Genomic DNA, 14,069 nt, shown 5'->3' with positions numbered 1-14,069 from the left:
ACGCAATGAACCAAGCCGCCAACGCGCCTGACGACAATTTCAGCCAGTCCGAACTGGACAAGTTCGGCGCACTCGCACAACGCTGGTGGGACCCGGCGGGCCCGCAGAAGGCGCTGCATGCGCTGAACCCCGCTCGGCTGGGCTACGTCGCCAGCCGGGCGTCGCTGGCGGGTGCCGAGGTGCTCGATGTCGGCTGCGGCGGCGGGCTGCTGAGCGAGGCGCTGGCCGGTCACGGCGCCCGGGTTACCGCGCTCGACCTGGCGCCGGAGCTGGTCAAGGTCGCCAGGCTGCATCGGCTGGAAAGCGGCGTCGATGTCGACTACCGGCTGCAGTCGGTCGAGTCGCTGGCGCTGGAGCGCCCGGAAAGTTTCGACGTCGTCACCTGCATGGAAATGCTGGAGCACGTGCCCGACCCGGGGTCGATCATCGACGCCTGCGCGGCGCTGCTGAAGCCCGGTGGCCAGCTGTTCGTGTCGACCCTCAACCGCACCCCGGCCGCGTTCGCGCTGGCGGTGGTCGGCGCCGAATACGTCGCCCGCCTGCTACCCAGGGGCACCCACCAGTACCGCGACTTCATCAAGCCGTCGGAGCTCGCGGCCTGGTTGCGCGACGCCGGCTTGCAACTGGATGACGTCAGCGGGCTGATGTACGAGCCGTGGCGCAACACGGCCCGGATCATCGGCCGGACCGACGTCAACTACCTCGCCTGCGCGCGCAAGCCCGGTCCGGCCGCATGAACCGCCTGTTTCCGAAGGCGGTGTTGTTCGACCTCGATGGCACTTTGCTCGACAGCGCTCCCGACATGCTCGCCGCGATCAACAATGCGCGCGCCGCCCGTGCGATGCCGCCGATGCTGCTGTCCGAACTGCGGCCCCACGTCTCGAAAGGCGCGCGTGCGATGGTCGCCGCTGCGTTCCCGGACGTGGGCGAGGCCGAGCGCGACTCGTGGATCCCGTCCTTCCTCGACCACTACCAGGCCGAACTGGGGCGCCACTGCGCGGCGTTCGAGGGCGTCGAGCCGATGCTGGCCGCGCTCGAGACAGCGGGATGCGCCTGGGGCATCGTCACCAACAAGCCCGAGTACCTGGCGGCACCGTTGCTGCCGATGCTGGGCTGGCAGGACCGTTGCGCGGTGCTGATCGGCGGCGACACGCTGGCTGCGCGCAAGCCCGACCCGTTGCCGTTGCTGGTGGCTGCCGAACGCATCGGCATCGAGCCGGGCGACTGCATCTATGTCGGCGACGACGAGCGCGACATCGTCGCCGCGCGCGCGGCTGGCATGCCGTCGGTGGTGGCGCTGTGGGGCTATCGGCTGTCCAGCGACGATCCGGTGGCCTGGCAGGGTGACGTGATGATCGAGCAGCCCGCGCAACTGTGCGAAGCGGCCGCATGGCCTGCCTGCAATGCCTGAGCCGGTGGGCGCCGACGACGCCGCTGCGCCGGCGACGGCGCGGCCCGACGCCGGTGGCGACGCGCTGGCCAGCTTCATCGAAAAGTGGCGCGCACGCTGGCCGGAATGGCGGGTGGCCGAGGTATTCATTCCTGCCGCGCAGCGCGAAACGGCACTCGCCTGGGCGGCGCTGCAACAGGAACTGACCGACGCCGCGTGGGGCGGCAGCGACCCGCGCCCGGGCGAGGCCAAGCTCGCGTGGTGGCAGGAGGAACTGGCGGGCTGGGGCAGGGGAGCGCGTCGCCATCCGCTGGGCGCCGTGCTGCAGCGTCGCCCGGCAGCGTGGGCGACATTGGCCGCATCGCTGCCGTCCCTGCTTGCAAGCCGCGAACGACCCGGCAGCGTCGAAGAGGCGTTCGCCGCCGTTGCGCCGTTCGCCGAGGCGGTGGCGCGGATCGACGCCGGGCTCTTCGCGGATTCCACGGGCGGAAAGGCCGAAGCGGTCGATTCCGTCGAAGTGCGGCTGGTTGCGGCGGGGCTGCTGCAATCACGCCTGGGCCAGACCGATGCCCTGGCGGATATTCACGCCGCTGCCGCCGGCGTGCCGTTGGCCGTGCTCGCGCGCGCCGGCGACGCCGACCCGCTACCGATCTGGGCCGGGCAACTACGCCGTCAATGGCCGTCCAGCCGTCCCGCGAGCCGTCCACGCCGGATCTGGGCGGCATTGGCGCACGACCGGCTGGGCCAGGCCGATCCGACGCAGCCCCGGGCTTCGTGGAAGGCGCTGCTGGTTGCCTGGCGTGCGGCCCGCGGCTGACGCGCAATGGCGGCAAGGGTTCCCGCGACGCAGCGTTCCAGCAGGGCCGCCATCCGCCTGCAGCGCGCCCGCTAGAATGACGGCGTTGCAACTTCCCGCGACGCCCCCATTTCCCCCGACGTGACCACGAATCCAAACGCCCCCCGCCGCTTGCCCGATGTAGCCTCCGATGCCGCCGCGATGGCGCGTCCACTGGATTGGGTCGGCATGGCCAACATCGCATTGCCGTTGCGGGTCGCGACGGCCGGTGGTGAGCCCATCCAGGTCGCCGCCTCGGTCGATGTCTCGGTCAACCTGGCCGACGCCGACGCCCGCGGCATCCACATGTCACGGCTGTACCTCGAACTGCAGACCGCGTTCGCCGGCGAGACGGTCACTCCGGCCGGCCTGCGCCGCGTGCTGCAGACCCTGGTCGAGACCCAGGCCGGGTTGTCGACCGCCGCGCGGCTGGTGCTGCGCTACGAGCAGATGCTGTTGCGCCCGGCCCTGGCCAGTGCCAACGCCGGCTGGAAGCGCTACCCGGTCGAGATCGACGCCAGTCTGGTGGACGGCCACCTGCAGGTGGCGCTGCGCTTCGCGGTCGAGTACTCCAGTACCTGCCCGGCCTCGGCCGCGCTTTCGCGGCAACTGAACGCGGAGCGCTTCGCCGAGGATTTCGCCGATGCCCGCCCGTTGTCCAGCGCGATCCATGAATGGCTGGCATCCGAACGCGGCCTCGCCGCGACCCCGCACGCCCAGCGCAGCCGCGCCGACGTCAGGGTCGAACTGCGCCCGGCATTCGACGAGTTGCCGCTCACCGCGCTGATCGACGCCTTGGAGACGGTGCTCGCGACGCCGGTGCAGACCGCGGTCAAGCGCGAGGACGAGCAGGCGTTCGCCCGCCTCAACGCCGCCAACCTGATGTTCTGCGAGGACGCCGCGCGCCGGGTCGCCGCAGCGCTCTCGGCCGATCCGCGGATCGAGCGCTTCGACGCCGAGGTCGCGCATTTCGAAAGCCTGCATGCGCACGATGCGGTGGCCCGCGTGACCGGCCACGGCGCCACCGCCTGACGGTTTCCCGGCGACCCGCAACCCCGTTGTCCGCGGGCATTGCGCCGGCACCCCGGCTTCGCGCTATGCTGCAGCGGCAACAAGACCGGGATGGGTATGGGGACACCCCTGCGTCGATGGATTACGGGATGCGCGCAAGTCGCGCTGCTTGCGCTCGCCTCGATTGTGGCGCTGCCGTCGACGTCGCATGCCGATCCATTGCCATCCGCGACAATCGCGGAGCTGACCCTGTCGCGGCTGGTCTCCGACCCGGTGCCGGCGCGGGTCGTCGCGGGTGATTTCGCCAGCGATTTCGTTGCCCAGCCGGGCGCGGTCATCCACGAGCGCGACGAGGCGCCGCACTGGTGGCGGGTAACCGTCGACCGCGCGGTACCGGCGGAATCGCGGCCGCAACTGGTCCTGCAGTCACCCCACCTGGCCCAGGTGGAAGCCTGGACGCCTGGCCATCCGATGCCGATACGGCGATCGCTCATGGGGCCGGATGCCGACCGGGGGTATTCCACCCGCGCGCTGGTGATCCCGCTGGACGACGGACTCGATGCCGGCGAGTCGGTGTGGCTGCGCGTGCACACGCCTTCGACGGCGCCGATGCCGGTGTCGATCGAGTCGATGGCGCAGGTGCATCGTGCCGACCTGGTCCACGTCGCGTGGCGGACCATGATCCTGGTCAGCCTGCTGTTGCTCGCATTGCTGGCACTGGGGTTCTGGCTCGGCATCGGCGAACGCAGCTACGCCTACCTGTTGCTGACGCTGCTGGCGCAGGCGGCATTCTTCGCGACCACGGGCGGCGAGGTGCGGATGTTGCCGGGCGTCGCGGCGCTGATCCAGAACGACCCGCGCATCCCGCTGCTGCTGGGGTTGCTGGGCGCGCTGTCCAGCCTGGTGTTCCTGATCCACTACCTCGACCTGCGCGCCCGGCAGCCGCGCACCCTGCGGGTGCTGGTCGGCTGCGGCGCGGCGCTGTTGCTGCTTGTTCTGCTGTCGCTGGTCGGGACCATGGGCTGGGTGGCTGTGGTCGCCAACTCGATCCTGCTGGTCGCGGCCGTGGTGGTGCTGGTGGCGAGCATCATCGGTTGCCTGCAGCGACAGCGCGCCGCGTACTTCGTGTTGCTGTCGTGGTTGCCGATGATAGGCCTGCTGTTCCTGCGGGTGGGAGAGCTGTCCGGCCTGTGGCCGGCGTCGACCTGGGTCGGCTACGCGTTCCCTGCGGCGTTCGTTCTGTCCGGGCTGGTGATCATGATCGGCCTCAGCGATACCCTGCAGCAACTGCGCCGCGACCGCGACCGCGCCAGCCGGCTGGCGACGTTCGACGCACTGACCGGTGCGATGTCACGGCCCGCGATCGAGGAACGGCTGAAGGCCAGCGTCGCCGATTCGCATCGCACCGGCATGCCGTTGTCGGTGGTGTTCTTCGATATCGACCGGTTCAAGCGGATCAACGACGATTTCGGCCATCGGGTCGGCGACAGTTGCCTGAAGATCATCGCGCTGCGCACCCGCAACCGCCTGCGGACCTATGACCTGTTTGGCCGCTGGGGTGGCGACGAGGTTCTCGTGCTGCTCCCCGATACTCGCCTGGGCGAGGCCCTGGGAGTAGCGGAGAACCTGCGCTCGGCGGTCAATTGCCGGCCGCTGTCGATCGATGGCCACCTGTTCGATGCCAGCCTGAGCCTCGGGGTCGCGCAGTTGGGTGAGGGCGAGACCGCCGAGCAACTGCTCGAACGAGCCGACGCCGCGCTGTATTCGAGCAAGTCGGCGGGCCGGGATCGCGTCACCGCGCACAGCCGCGGTGGTTTGGCGATGGCCTGACGCCGCCGCGGAGCAAGGGTTTCCGCGGATAAGCCTCAGGGCTGCGCCGCGTCGGACGCCTCGATCATCAACAGCGGATCGATCCGGACCGTCAGCCAGTTCATGCCCCAGTGCAGGTGCGGGCCGGTCGCGCGTCCGGTCGCGCCCACCCGGCCGATGACCTCGCCCTGTTTGACGCTGTCGCCGACCGCCACGTCCATCCGTGACAGATGCAGGAAGTTGGAACTGACCCCATGCCCGTGGTCGAGCAGGATCGTGCCCCCGGTCAGGTAGAGGTCGTCGGCGAAGGTGACCAGGCCATCGGCCGGCGCCTTCACCGGCGTGCCATTGGCGGCTGCGATATCCATCCCCGAGTGTGCCGAGCCAGGCGTGCCGTTGTAGATGCGCTGGTTGCCGAAGCGGCCGCTGATCCGGCCCCGGACCGGCCAGGTGAAATCCTGGGCGAAGCCGGTGCGGGCGTCGTCGCGGGTCCGTGCGGCGGTCACCGCGGCCTGCTCGCGGGCGATGCGCGCGGCGATCGCGGGTGGCGGGTTGACGGTCTTGCCCGGCACGCCGTTCACCCGTTCGATCGGCCAGTCACGTGCGGTGACTGCGATGCTGGCGGTTTCCCGGCTGCCATCCGGCCGGGTGACCTCGACACTGACCGGACCGGACTCGGTGCGGGCCACGCCGAAGGCGACCGTGCCGTAAGACGTGACCTTGAGTTCGCGTCCAGCGTAGGAAACGCGGCTTCCTGAAGGCACTTTTCCGATCACCAGCGCGCCCTGCTGCACGGACCCGGGGAAGACGATCCGGCGGTCGACTGCAGGGGTTGCTGGAGCCGGGCTTGCGACCTGCGGAACAGGGCCGGCGCTGGCGGGGTGGGGCGCCACACCGGCGCAGGCGGTCAGCAGCCCCACGCCGGCGGCGGCCAGCCATGTCCTCAACGATCGAACTCCAGCCGTTGGCCGTTGGGTGCACCGACCAGTTGCGTACCGTCCCACGCCAAGTGGCCGTTGACCCAGGTCGAGCCGATCCGCGAGTGGAACGTCCGTCCCTCGAACGGCGACCAGCCACACTTCGACAGCACGTCCTCGCGACGCACGGTCAATGGGGTATCGTCGATCAGCACCAGGTCGGCGGCGTAGCCCTCGCGCAGGAAGCCACGATTCTTGACGTCGAACAGCTGGGCCGGCGCGTGGGCGAATTTCTGCACCACCTGCGCGGTGGTCAGGTGGCCTTCATGGACCAGTTCCAGCGCGGCGTTGAGCGCGTATTGCACCAGTGGCAACCCGCTCGGGGCTTTCGTGTAGGGGTTCTGCTTTTCCTCCAGCAGGTGCGGCGCATGGTCGGTCGCCAGCACGTCGATCACGTCGCCGGCCAGTGCGCGCACCAGCGCCTCGCGGTCGGCCGGGTCCTTGATCGCCGGATTGCACTTGATCAGGTGACCGAGCTCGGCGTAATCGCTGCGGTCGAAGCGCAGGAAGTGGATGCAGGTCTCGGCGGTGATCTGCTTGCGGCTGCCGTCGGCGCGGATCAGCGGGCCGGCCTCGAACAGCGCCAGCTCGTCGGCGGTCGAAATATGCAGCACATGCAGGCGGGTGCCGTGCCGCCGCGCCAGCGAGATCGCCAGCTGCGTCGACTTCATGCACGCCTCGCGCGAGCGGATGTCGGGATGGCATTCGGCCGGGATGTCGTCGCCGTACTGCGCCTTGTAGCGCGCGGTATTGGCCTCGATCATCGGGGTGTCTTCGCAGTGGGTGATGATCGGCGTCGGTACGTCGCGGAACACCGCGTCGAGCACCACCGGGTCGTCGACCAGCATGTTGCCGGTGGAGGCGCCCATGAACACCTTGACGCCCGGTGCGGTCAGCGGATCCAGCCGCTGGATGTGCTCCAGGTTGGAGGTGCTGGTCCCCATGTAGAAGCCGTAGTTGCCACGGACGCGGCCGGCGGCACGCTGGTATTTGTTCTCCAGCGCCTCGGCATCCAGTGTCGGCGGGCTGGTGTTGGGCATGTCCATGAAGCTGGTCAGGCCGCCGGCGACCGCGGCGCCGGACTCGACCGCCATGTCGGCCTTGTATTCCAACCCCGGCTCGCGGAAGTGGACCTGGTCGTCGATCATGCCCGGCAGCAGCCGGCGGCCGGCGGCGTCGACCACGGTTTCGTTCGCGCGTGCCGACAGCCCGCTGCCGATGGCGGTGATGCGGCCGTCCTCGAAGCGCAGGTCGCCGTCGAACTCGCGGCCCTCGTTGACCAGCCGGGCGTTGACGATAAGGGTCGGTGCAGAGGTCATCAGAGGTCCTTTTTCGGAAGTTCGGGCGTCAGGTTGGCAAGTATCACGACACCGGCGGCACCGGGTCGTGACCGCCGGGGTGGAGGGGGTGGCAGCGCAGGATCCGCCGGATCGCCAGCCAGCTGCCCTTGATCGCGCCAAAACGCGCCACGGCCTGCATGGCGTATTCGGAACAGGTCGGGTGGAAACGGCAGCGCGGGCCAAGCAGCGGGCTGATCCAGCGCTTGTAGCCGCGCAACAGGGCGATGAGCAGACGGTCGATCACGGGACCTTGAAGGAAATATGCGCCATGATGGGACGTTGGACGTGGCGCGCTCGTGCACATTTCGGAATGAGGCCGGGCAGCCAATCCGGCCGACGCCGCGCGAAACCTCGCGGAGGTTTGTCGCCGCGGTTGCTGCAAGTGTCCGGGCAGGGTATAACAGCGCGCTTTCCCGTCACAAGGGAATGAAAAAAGGATACGCCGACCGTGGCAGCCAAGAAAACCGCCAAGAAGGCCAGCAAGGCCACCAAGAAGACCGTCAAGCCGGCCGCCAAGGGGGCCGCTGCGAAGAAGCCCGTTGCCGGCAAGCCGGCGGCGCGCAAGGCGGTTGCCAAAAAGCCGGCCGCGAAGAAGTCGGCCGTGGCCGGCAAGTCGGTTGCAAAGAAGCCGGCGGCGAAGAAGGCTGCCGCGAGCAAGGCACCCGCGAAGAAGGCTCCGGTAAAGAAGACGCCCGCGAAGAAGGTTGCGGCGAAGAAGGCGCCCGCAAAGAAGGTCGCGACCAGGAAACCGGCAACCAAGACGGCGCAGAAGGCGGTCGCGAAGAAGGCTGCACCGGTCCGCAAGACGAGTGCGCCAGCCAGGACCGTCGCCAAGCCACCCGTGGCCAAGACCGGTTCGAAGAAAGCCCCGATCAAGAAGACGGCCGCCCACAAGGCGCCGGCTTCTTCCCCCGCAACTCCATCCCCCACCAAGGCTGCCAGGACGCCGGTTTCGCAGAAACCCGCGGCCGGCAAGCCTGCTTCGGCCCCGGCCAGGCGGCCCATCGGCAAGGTTGCCGTGGCGGTCGCGGCCAAGCCGCAAGCACCCGCACCGCGAGGAAAAGTGAAAGTCGTGCCGTACAAGACAGAAAAAGGTGGTCGTCCCATCGTCCCCAACGGCTACAAGCCGGGTCCGGACGAGGAGTACATGAGCCCGTTGCAACTGGAATATTTCCGCCAGCGCCTGCTGAAGTGGCGCGAGGACCTGGTCGAGGAATCCAAGCAGACGATCGAGAACCTGAAGGAAGAGGTGCGCGACGTCGGCGACGAAGCCGAGCGCGCTACCCGTGAGACCGAGAACTCGCTCGAACTGCGTACCCGCGACCGCTACCGCAAGCTGATCAGCAAGATCGACAGCACGCTGAAGCGGGTCGACAGCGGCGATTACGGTTTCTGCGTCGATACCGGCGAGGACATCGGCCTGGAGCGGCTGGAAGCGCGCCTCACCGCCGAGCGCACGATCGATGCACAGGAGCGCTGGGAACACCTGCAGCGCCAGATGGGCGACTGACCGCCGGTCCAACCTTCCAGGAAAAGCCCCGCACCGCGGGGCTTTTCCATATGGAACCTTCGGCATCTGTAGGAGCGGCTTTAGCCGCGACCTGGAACCGGACGGACGACCAGGCACCCGATCGCGGCTAAAGCCGCTCCTACAGGAGCCCGGGGTCTCGATCGAGGTCGCGCAGGTCGAGCCGTCGCAACTTGGGCGTCAGCTTCGCGGTGATGCCCACGGTCGCCAGCGTCATGAAACCACCGAACACCACCGACGGGACCAGCCCAAGCAGGCGTGCGGCGACGCCCGACTCGAACGCGCCCAGCTCGTTGGACGAGCCGATGAATATGCCGTTGATCGACGCGACCCGGCCGCGCATGTGGTCCGGGGTGGCCAGTTGCACGATGGTCGAGCGGATCACCACCGAGATGCTGTCGAATGCGCCGGACAGCAGCAGCATCGCCGCCGACAGCCACAGCCACTGCGACAGGCCGAAGCCGACGATGCACAACCCGAACGCCGCGACCGAGCCGAACAGCAGCGGACCGGCATGGCGTTGCGGTGGATGGCGAGCGAGCCACAGGCTCATCAGCACCGCGCCTGCCGCCGGCGCCGCACGCAACAGGCCGAGTGCTTCCGGGCCGGCCTCGAATATGTCGCTGACGAAGGCCGGCAACAGTGCGACCGCGCCGCCGAACAGTACCGCGAACATGTCCAGCGCCAGCGCGCCGAACACGACCTGGGTATTGCGGACGAAACGCAGGCCCTCGCCAATGCTCTTGAACACCGGCTCGCGCTGTAGCGGCAACGGCGGCTCGGTTACCCGCAAGCCGACAACCACCATCGCCGCCACCGCGGCAAATGCCGCCGCCACCAGGTAGGTCATGGTGGTGCCGATGGTGGCGATCAGCAGGCCGCCCAGTGCCGGGCCCAGCACCATCCCGGTCTGCATCACCGCCGCGCCGATGCTGGAGCCGCGGACATACTCTTCGCGCTTGAGCACGCGTGCGAACAGCGACATGTACACAGGGCCCAGGAACGCCCGGACCACTCCGTTGAACGCGATCGCGGCGTAGATGGTGAATGCCTGCATGCCGCCAACGCCTGCAGGCAGCAGCTCCGCGGCGACCGCGGCCAGCACCAGCGTGGTAACGCCCAGGCCGAGGCACGCGACCATCCCGACCTTGCGCCGGGGCAGGTGGTCGACCGCGTAGCCGGCGAACAGTGCGCAGGCGATGTACGGCCCCACCTCGGCCAGGCCGACCAGGCCGAGCGCGAACGGATCGGAGGTGAGCTGGTATATGTGCCAACCGACCGTCACCGCGACGATCTGCGCGGAAAACATCGACAGCAGCCGATAGGTCAGCAGCGCGATGAATCCCGGGTTGCGCAGCAACACCCGCACGCCGGGCATCGGCGCATTCACAGGCGGCGTCGGGCCTGGTCGCGGATGAACGCCAGCAGTGCGGCCAGGCCGTTGCTTCGGGTCGGTGAGAGGTGTTTGGCCAGGCCGATGTCGGCGATGTAGTCGGCGTCGGTATCGGCGATCTCGGCGGCGCTGCGGCCGGAATAGACCCGCAGCGCGAGGTAGACCAGGCCGGAGACGATCGCCGAGTCGCTGATCGCATGGAAGTCGAGTTTGTCGGCATCACCTTCGGCGACGATCCAGACCATCGACTGGCAGCCGTGCAGGCGGTGCTCCTCGGTCTTCCATTCCGCCGGCAGGTCGGGCAGCTTGCGGCCGAGGTCGATCAGGTACTGGTAGCGCTCCGACCAGTCGCCGAAGAACGCGAACTCGTCGCGGATCGCGGCCTGCGCCTCGGCGGTGGTGGGTTCAAGCGGGAACGGGGTATCGGTCACTGGCGGTGCTCAATCAACGGGGGCGTGGCTCCTTCTACCGCGTGCGGGAGAAGGCCGGGATGAGGGCGCTCTTATGCGCGTTTCCAACGTACACCCGCCGGCGTGTCTTCCAGCAGGATGCCGTCGCCGGCCAATTGCTCGCGGATCGCATCGGCGCGGGCGAAATCACGGGCCTGCTTGGCGGCGTTGCGCTCGTCGACCAGTGCCTGGATACGCACATCGTCGCCGCCATCGGCGCCGCGCGCGAACCATGCGGCGGGGTCCTGATGCAACAATCCCAGCGCCAGGCCGGCGCCGAGCAGTTCGGCCTTGAGCCGGGCCTTGTCAGCAGCCGACGCGGCCTTGCGCGCCTCGCCGCCGATCCGGGCGATCTCGGCCAGCGCCTGCGGAGTGTTGAGGTCGTCGTCGAGAATCGTTTCGATGGCGTCCGGGATGACGGCAGCGGCATCGATATCGGCAAGATCGCGCAGGGTTCCGTACAGCCGGTCCAGGGTCCGCACGCTCTGCTCGATCAACCCGTCGGACCAGTCCAGCGGCTGCCGGTAATGCGCCGACAGCAGCGCGTAGCGCAGCGCCTCGGGCGGGTGGGCGCGGACCAGGTCGTGCACCTTCTCGATGTTGCCCAGCGACTTGGACATCTTGGCGCCGCCGAAATTGAGCATGCCGTTGTGCAGCCACCAGCGCGCGAACGGCTTGCCGCCATGGGCACACTCACTCTGGGCGATCTCGTTCTCGTGGTGCGGGAACTGCAGGTCGACGCCACCGGCATGGATGTCGATGGTCTCGCCGAGGTGCGCGGCGGCCATGGCCGAGCACTCGATATGCCAACCCGGACGGCCGCGGCCCCAGGGCGACTCCCAGCCCGGCAGGTCGTCGCTCGACGGCTTCCACAGCACGAAATCGCCGGGGTCGCGTTTGTACGGCGCCACGTCGACCCGGGCGCCGGCCAGCATGTCCTCGGTATCGCGCCGCGACAGCTTGCCGTAACCGTCGAAGCTGGCGACCGAGAACAGCACGTGGCCCTCGGCCGCGTAGGCGTGGCCGGAGTCGATGAGACGCTCGATCATCGCGACGATCTCGCCGACATGCCCGGTCGCCTCCGGCTCGATGTCCGGTGGCGCGATGCCCAGTGCCGCCATGTCCTCGCGGTAGGCGGCGGCGAAGCGGTCGGTGATCGCCGTGATCGGCACGCCCAATTCCTTCGCCGCGGCGTTGATCTTGTCGTCGACGTCGGTGATGTTGCGGGCGTAGGCGAGGGCGCCGAAGCGCCGGCGCAGCAGGTCGGCCAGCACCCCGAACACCACCGGCCCGCGGGCGTTGCCGATATGCACGTAGTTGTAGACGGTCGGGCCGCAGACATACATGGTCACGCGGGCCGGATCGGCGGGGAGGAAGGTTTCGACCCGGCGGGTCAGGCTGTTGTATAGATGCAGGCTCATGGGGGCGTTGCGATGGTTTGCGACATTCTAGCGGGCCGCCGTTGGCCGCGGCGGGACGCGCGCGCTTGCCAGGGATACGACAGCGAGGATTCAGCCCATCTACATCCCGCCCGCATACACTTTGTGAATACGCCTGCCGAGCCCCCGATTTGATGACCCGCCTTGCCCTGTCGCTGCCGTTGATGCTGTCTGCCCTGTGGGCATTCCCGGCGACGGCGCAGGAAACCACGGTGATCCAGGCCGAGAACGTCCGGTTCGCCTACGCCCAGGTGCTTCGCGTGACTCCGGTCTACCAGACGCTGACCGCAACCAGCGTCGAGCAGCGCTGCGACCAGTCGCCGCGTCCGGAGGAGGACGCGTCGGGGCTGTCGCGGGTGGTCGGTGCGGTCAAGGACGCCCTGACCCGCAAACCCGAGGAAGTGCCGGAAAACTGCGTGGCGGTGCCCGTGGAGCGCGAGTTCCACCGGCCGATCGCCTACGACGTCGACTATGTCTACAAGGGTTCCAAGTACCGTTCGCGCCTGCCCGACGACCCGGGCAACCGCCTGCGTATCCGGATAGGGGTGACCCCGGTGGTGACCGGTTCGCGCAGCCACTGATGGCGATCCGGCCTTCCCTCACAATTATCCGCCGGGGCGCTTGCCCCCACCCGCAGCCCGTGCGAGCATCCGTCTCCTGATGACCCAGTTCCGCGCCGACGCCGACATTCTCACCTCCGCCTGGATGGCGGCGGGGATGACCTCGCGCGCGCGCCGACCGCAACCCTCCAATTTGGCCGGGTAGCGTTCGCACACGCGCGACAGATCGCGTGACACACGAAAAGCCCAGCCTCCGCGCTGGGCTTTTTTGCGTTATGGCCCGGCGATCCAGCCCAACGGAACCCATGCGATGCCCATCAAACACTTCCTCAATACCCAGGACTGGTCGCGGCCCGACCTCGACGCACTGCTCGCCCAGGCCACCGCGTTCAAGCGCGAGAAGCTCGGTGACCAGTTGCGTGGAAAGTCGATCGCGCTGGTGTTCTTCAACCCGTCGATGCGCACCCGCACCAGTTTCGAACTGGGCGCGTTCCAACTCGGCGGACACGCGGTGGTGCTGCAGCCGGGGAAGGACGCCTGGCCGATCGAGTTCAATCTGGGCACGGTCATGGATGGCGAGGCCGAGGAGCACGTGGCCGAAGTCGCCCGCGTGCTCGGTCGCTATGCCGACCTGATCGGGGTGCGAGCGTTTCCGAAGTTCATCGACTGGTCGGTGGATCGCGAGGATCGCGTGCTCAAGGCCTTCGCCAAATACTCGCCGGTGCCGGTGATCAACATGGAGACGATCACCCACCCGTGCCAGGAACTGGCCCACGCGATGGCGCTGCAGGAGCATTTCGGCAGCAGCGACCTGCGCGGGAAGAAGTTCGTGTTGACCTGGACGTACCATCCCAAGCCGCTCAACACCGCCGTCGCCAACTCGGCGCTGACGATCGCGACCCGCATGGGCATGGACGTGACCCTGCTGTGCCCGACGCCGGAATACGTGCTGGACGAGCGCTACATGGGTTGGGCCGAGTCGAACGTCGACGAAAGCGGCGGCTCGCTCGCGGTCAGCCACGACATCGACAGCGCCTATGCCGGCGCCGACGTGGTCTACGCCAAGAGCTGGGGTGCATTGCCGTACTTCGGCAACTGGGCGCCGGAAAAGCCCATCCGCGACCAGTACAAGCACTTCATCGTCGACGAACGGAAAATGGCGTTGACCAACGACGCCGTCTTCAGCCATTGCCTGCCGCTGCGCCGCAACGTCAAGGCGACCGATGCGGTGATGGATTCCCCGCGCTGCATCGCCATCGATGAAGCCGAGAACCGCCTGCATGTGCAGAAGGCGATCATGGCCGCGTTGACCGCGCGGTAGCCGCCAACACCATTCCC

Annotated in this window: 14 protein-coding genes; 8 read left to right on the top strand and 6 right to left on the bottom strand. The window is 68.3% G+C overall.

What is annotated here, in order from left to right; translation table 11 throughout:
* Positions 1–5: 5 nt before the first annotated feature.
* From ubiG to ACT9F5_RS03950, 5 genes are all read left to right on the top strand, one after another.
* Complete coding sequence (ubiG, locus tag ACT9F5_RS03970; protein WP_445118627.1) at positions 6–737, top strand: bifunctional 2-polyprenyl-6-hydroxyphenol methylase/3-demethylubiquinol 3-O-methyltransferase UbiG; 732 nt, start codon at positions 6–8, stop codon at positions 735–737.
* Positions 734–1,411 (top strand): phosphoglycolate phosphatase, encoded by a 678-nt coding sequence (locus ACT9F5_RS03965; protein ID WP_445118626.1) that lies wholly within the window; start codon positions 734–736, stop codon positions 1,409–1,411. The genes ubiG and ACT9F5_RS03965 overlap by 4 nt, the downstream gene beginning before the upstream one ends.
* 4 nt (positions 1,412–1,415) lie before the next feature.
* Entirely contained in the window at positions 1,416–2,207 is a 792-nt protein-coding gene (locus ACT9F5_RS03960; RefSeq protein ID WP_445118625.1) for a phytoene/squalene synthase family protein, read from the top strand.
* Positions 2,208–2,327: 120 nt separating this feature from the next.
* The gene (gene folE2 / locus ACT9F5_RS03955) at positions 2,328–3,257 is read left to right on the top strand and encodes a GTP cyclohydrolase FolE2 (RefSeq protein ID WP_445118624.1); all 930 of its coding nucleotides are present in this window, start codon (positions 2,328–2,330) and stop codon (positions 3,255–3,257) included.
* A gap of 198 nt (positions 3,258–3,455) precedes the next feature.
* Positions 3,456–5,066, top strand: a complete 1,611-nt coding sequence (locus ACT9F5_RS03950; RefSeq protein ID WP_445118623.1) for a diguanylate cyclase — start codon at positions 3,456–3,458, stop codon at positions 5,064–5,066.
* 35 nt (positions 5,067–5,101) lie between these two features.
* Here the strand turns inward: ACT9F5_RS03950 and ACT9F5_RS03945 are convergent, their stop codons facing one another.
* From ACT9F5_RS03945 to yidD, 3 genes are read right to left on the bottom strand one after another with little or no spacing between them, the layout of a single operon-like run.
* Entirely contained in the window at positions 5,102–5,938 is an 837-nt protein-coding gene (locus ACT9F5_RS03945; RefSeq protein ID WP_445119489.1) for a peptidoglycan DD-metalloendopeptidase family protein, read from the bottom strand.
* Between the two features lie 50 nt (positions 5,939–5,988).
* Complete coding sequence (locus ACT9F5_RS03940) at positions 5,989–7,341, bottom strand: dihydroorotase (RefSeq protein ID WP_445118622.1); 1,353 nt, start codon at positions 7,339–7,341, stop codon at positions 5,989–5,991.
* Positions 7,342–7,384: 43 nt separating this feature from the next.
* On the bottom strand, positions 7,385–7,666 hold the full coding sequence (gene yidD / locus ACT9F5_RS03935; protein WP_445118621.1) for a membrane protein insertion efficiency factor YidD: 282 nt from the start codon (positions 7,664–7,666) through the stop codon (positions 7,385–7,387).
* Between the two features lie 144 nt (positions 7,667–7,810).
* Between yidD and dksA the strand changes: the two genes are divergently transcribed.
* Positions 7,811–8,872 carry an RNA polymerase-binding protein DksA gene (gene dksA, locus ACT9F5_RS03930; RefSeq protein ID WP_445118620.1) on the top strand — a complete coding sequence of 354 codons (1,062 nt, stop codon included), beginning with the start codon at positions 7,811–7,813 and terminating at the stop codon, positions 8,870–8,872.
* A gap of 139 nt (positions 8,873–9,011) precedes the next feature.
* Here dksA and ACT9F5_RS03925 read toward each other — a convergent pair whose 3' ends face one another.
* The 3 genes from ACT9F5_RS03925 to cysS all read right to left on the bottom strand — a co-directional run bounded on the left by ACT9F5_RS03925 (position 9,012) and on the right by cysS (position 12,153).
* On the bottom strand, positions 9,012–10,268 hold the full coding sequence (locus ACT9F5_RS03925; protein WP_445119488.1) for an MFS transporter: 1,257 nt from the start codon (positions 10,266–10,268) through the stop codon (positions 9,012–9,014).
* Positions 10,269–10,276: 8 nt separating this feature from the next.
* Positions 10,277–10,714 (bottom strand): SufE family protein, encoded by a 438-nt coding sequence (locus ACT9F5_RS03920; RefSeq protein WP_445118619.1) that lies wholly within the window; start codon positions 10,712–10,714, stop codon positions 10,277–10,279.
* A 71-nt stretch (positions 10,715–10,785) separates the two neighbouring features.
* A complete protein-coding gene (cysS, locus tag ACT9F5_RS03915; RefSeq protein WP_445118618.1) occupies positions 10,786–12,153 on the bottom strand; it encodes a cysteine--tRNA ligase in 1,368 nt (455 codons plus the stop codon).
* A gap of 152 nt (positions 12,154–12,305) precedes the next feature.
* Here cysS and ACT9F5_RS03910 point away from each other — a divergent pair, with 152 nt between their 5' ends.
* Positions 12,306–12,752: a hypothetical protein gene (locus tag ACT9F5_RS03910; RefSeq protein WP_445118617.1), complete on the top strand. Its 447-nt coding sequence runs from the start codon at positions 12,306–12,308 to the stop codon at positions 12,750–12,752.
* A gap of 289 nt (positions 12,753–13,041) precedes the next feature.
* Positions 13,042–14,052: an N-acetylornithine carbamoyltransferase gene (locus ACT9F5_RS03905; RefSeq protein WP_445118616.1), complete on the top strand. Its 1,011-nt coding sequence runs from the start codon at positions 13,042–13,044 to the stop codon at positions 14,050–14,052.
* The last annotated feature ends 17 nt before the right edge of the window (positions 14,053–14,069 follow it).

The sequence above is a fragment of the Lysobacter sp. F6437 genome, assembly GCF_052547215.1.
Note: the sequence above shows the minus strand (reverse complement) of the source record. Positions and strands in the feature narration are given on the sequence as shown.

Excerpts from the sequence above, each read along its gene's own strand:
- ubiG (WP_445118627.1), top strand. The coding sequence starts at position 6 with ATGAACCAAGCCGCCAACGCGCCTGACGACAATTTCAGCCAGTCCGAA.
- ACT9F5_RS03965 (WP_445118626.1), top strand. The coding sequence starts at position 734 with ATGAACCGCCTGTTTCCGAAGGCGGTGTTGTTCGACCTCGATGGCACT.
- ACT9F5_RS03940 (WP_445118622.1), bottom strand. The coding sequence starts at position 7,341 with ATGACCTCTGCACCGACCCTTATCGTCAACGCCCGGCTGGTCAACGAG.
- yidD (WP_445118621.1), bottom strand. The coding sequence starts at position 7,666 with ATGTGCACGAGCGCGCCACGTCCAACGTCCCATCATGGCGCATATTTC.
- ACT9F5_RS03925 (WP_445119488.1), bottom strand. The coding sequence starts at position 10,268 with ATGCCCGGCGTGCGGGTGTTGCTGCGCAACCCGGGATTCATCGCGCTG.
- cysS (WP_445118618.1), bottom strand. The coding sequence starts at position 12,153 with ATGAGCCTGCATCTATACAACAGCCTGACCCGCCGGGTCGAAACCTTC.
- ACT9F5_RS03910 (WP_445118617.1), top strand. The coding sequence starts at position 12,306 with ATGACCCGCCTTGCCCTGTCGCTGCCGTTGATGCTGTCTGCCCTGTGG.
- ACT9F5_RS03905 (WP_445118616.1), top strand. The coding sequence starts at position 13,042 with ATGCCCATCAAACACTTCCTCAATACCCAGGACTGGTCGCGGCCCGAC.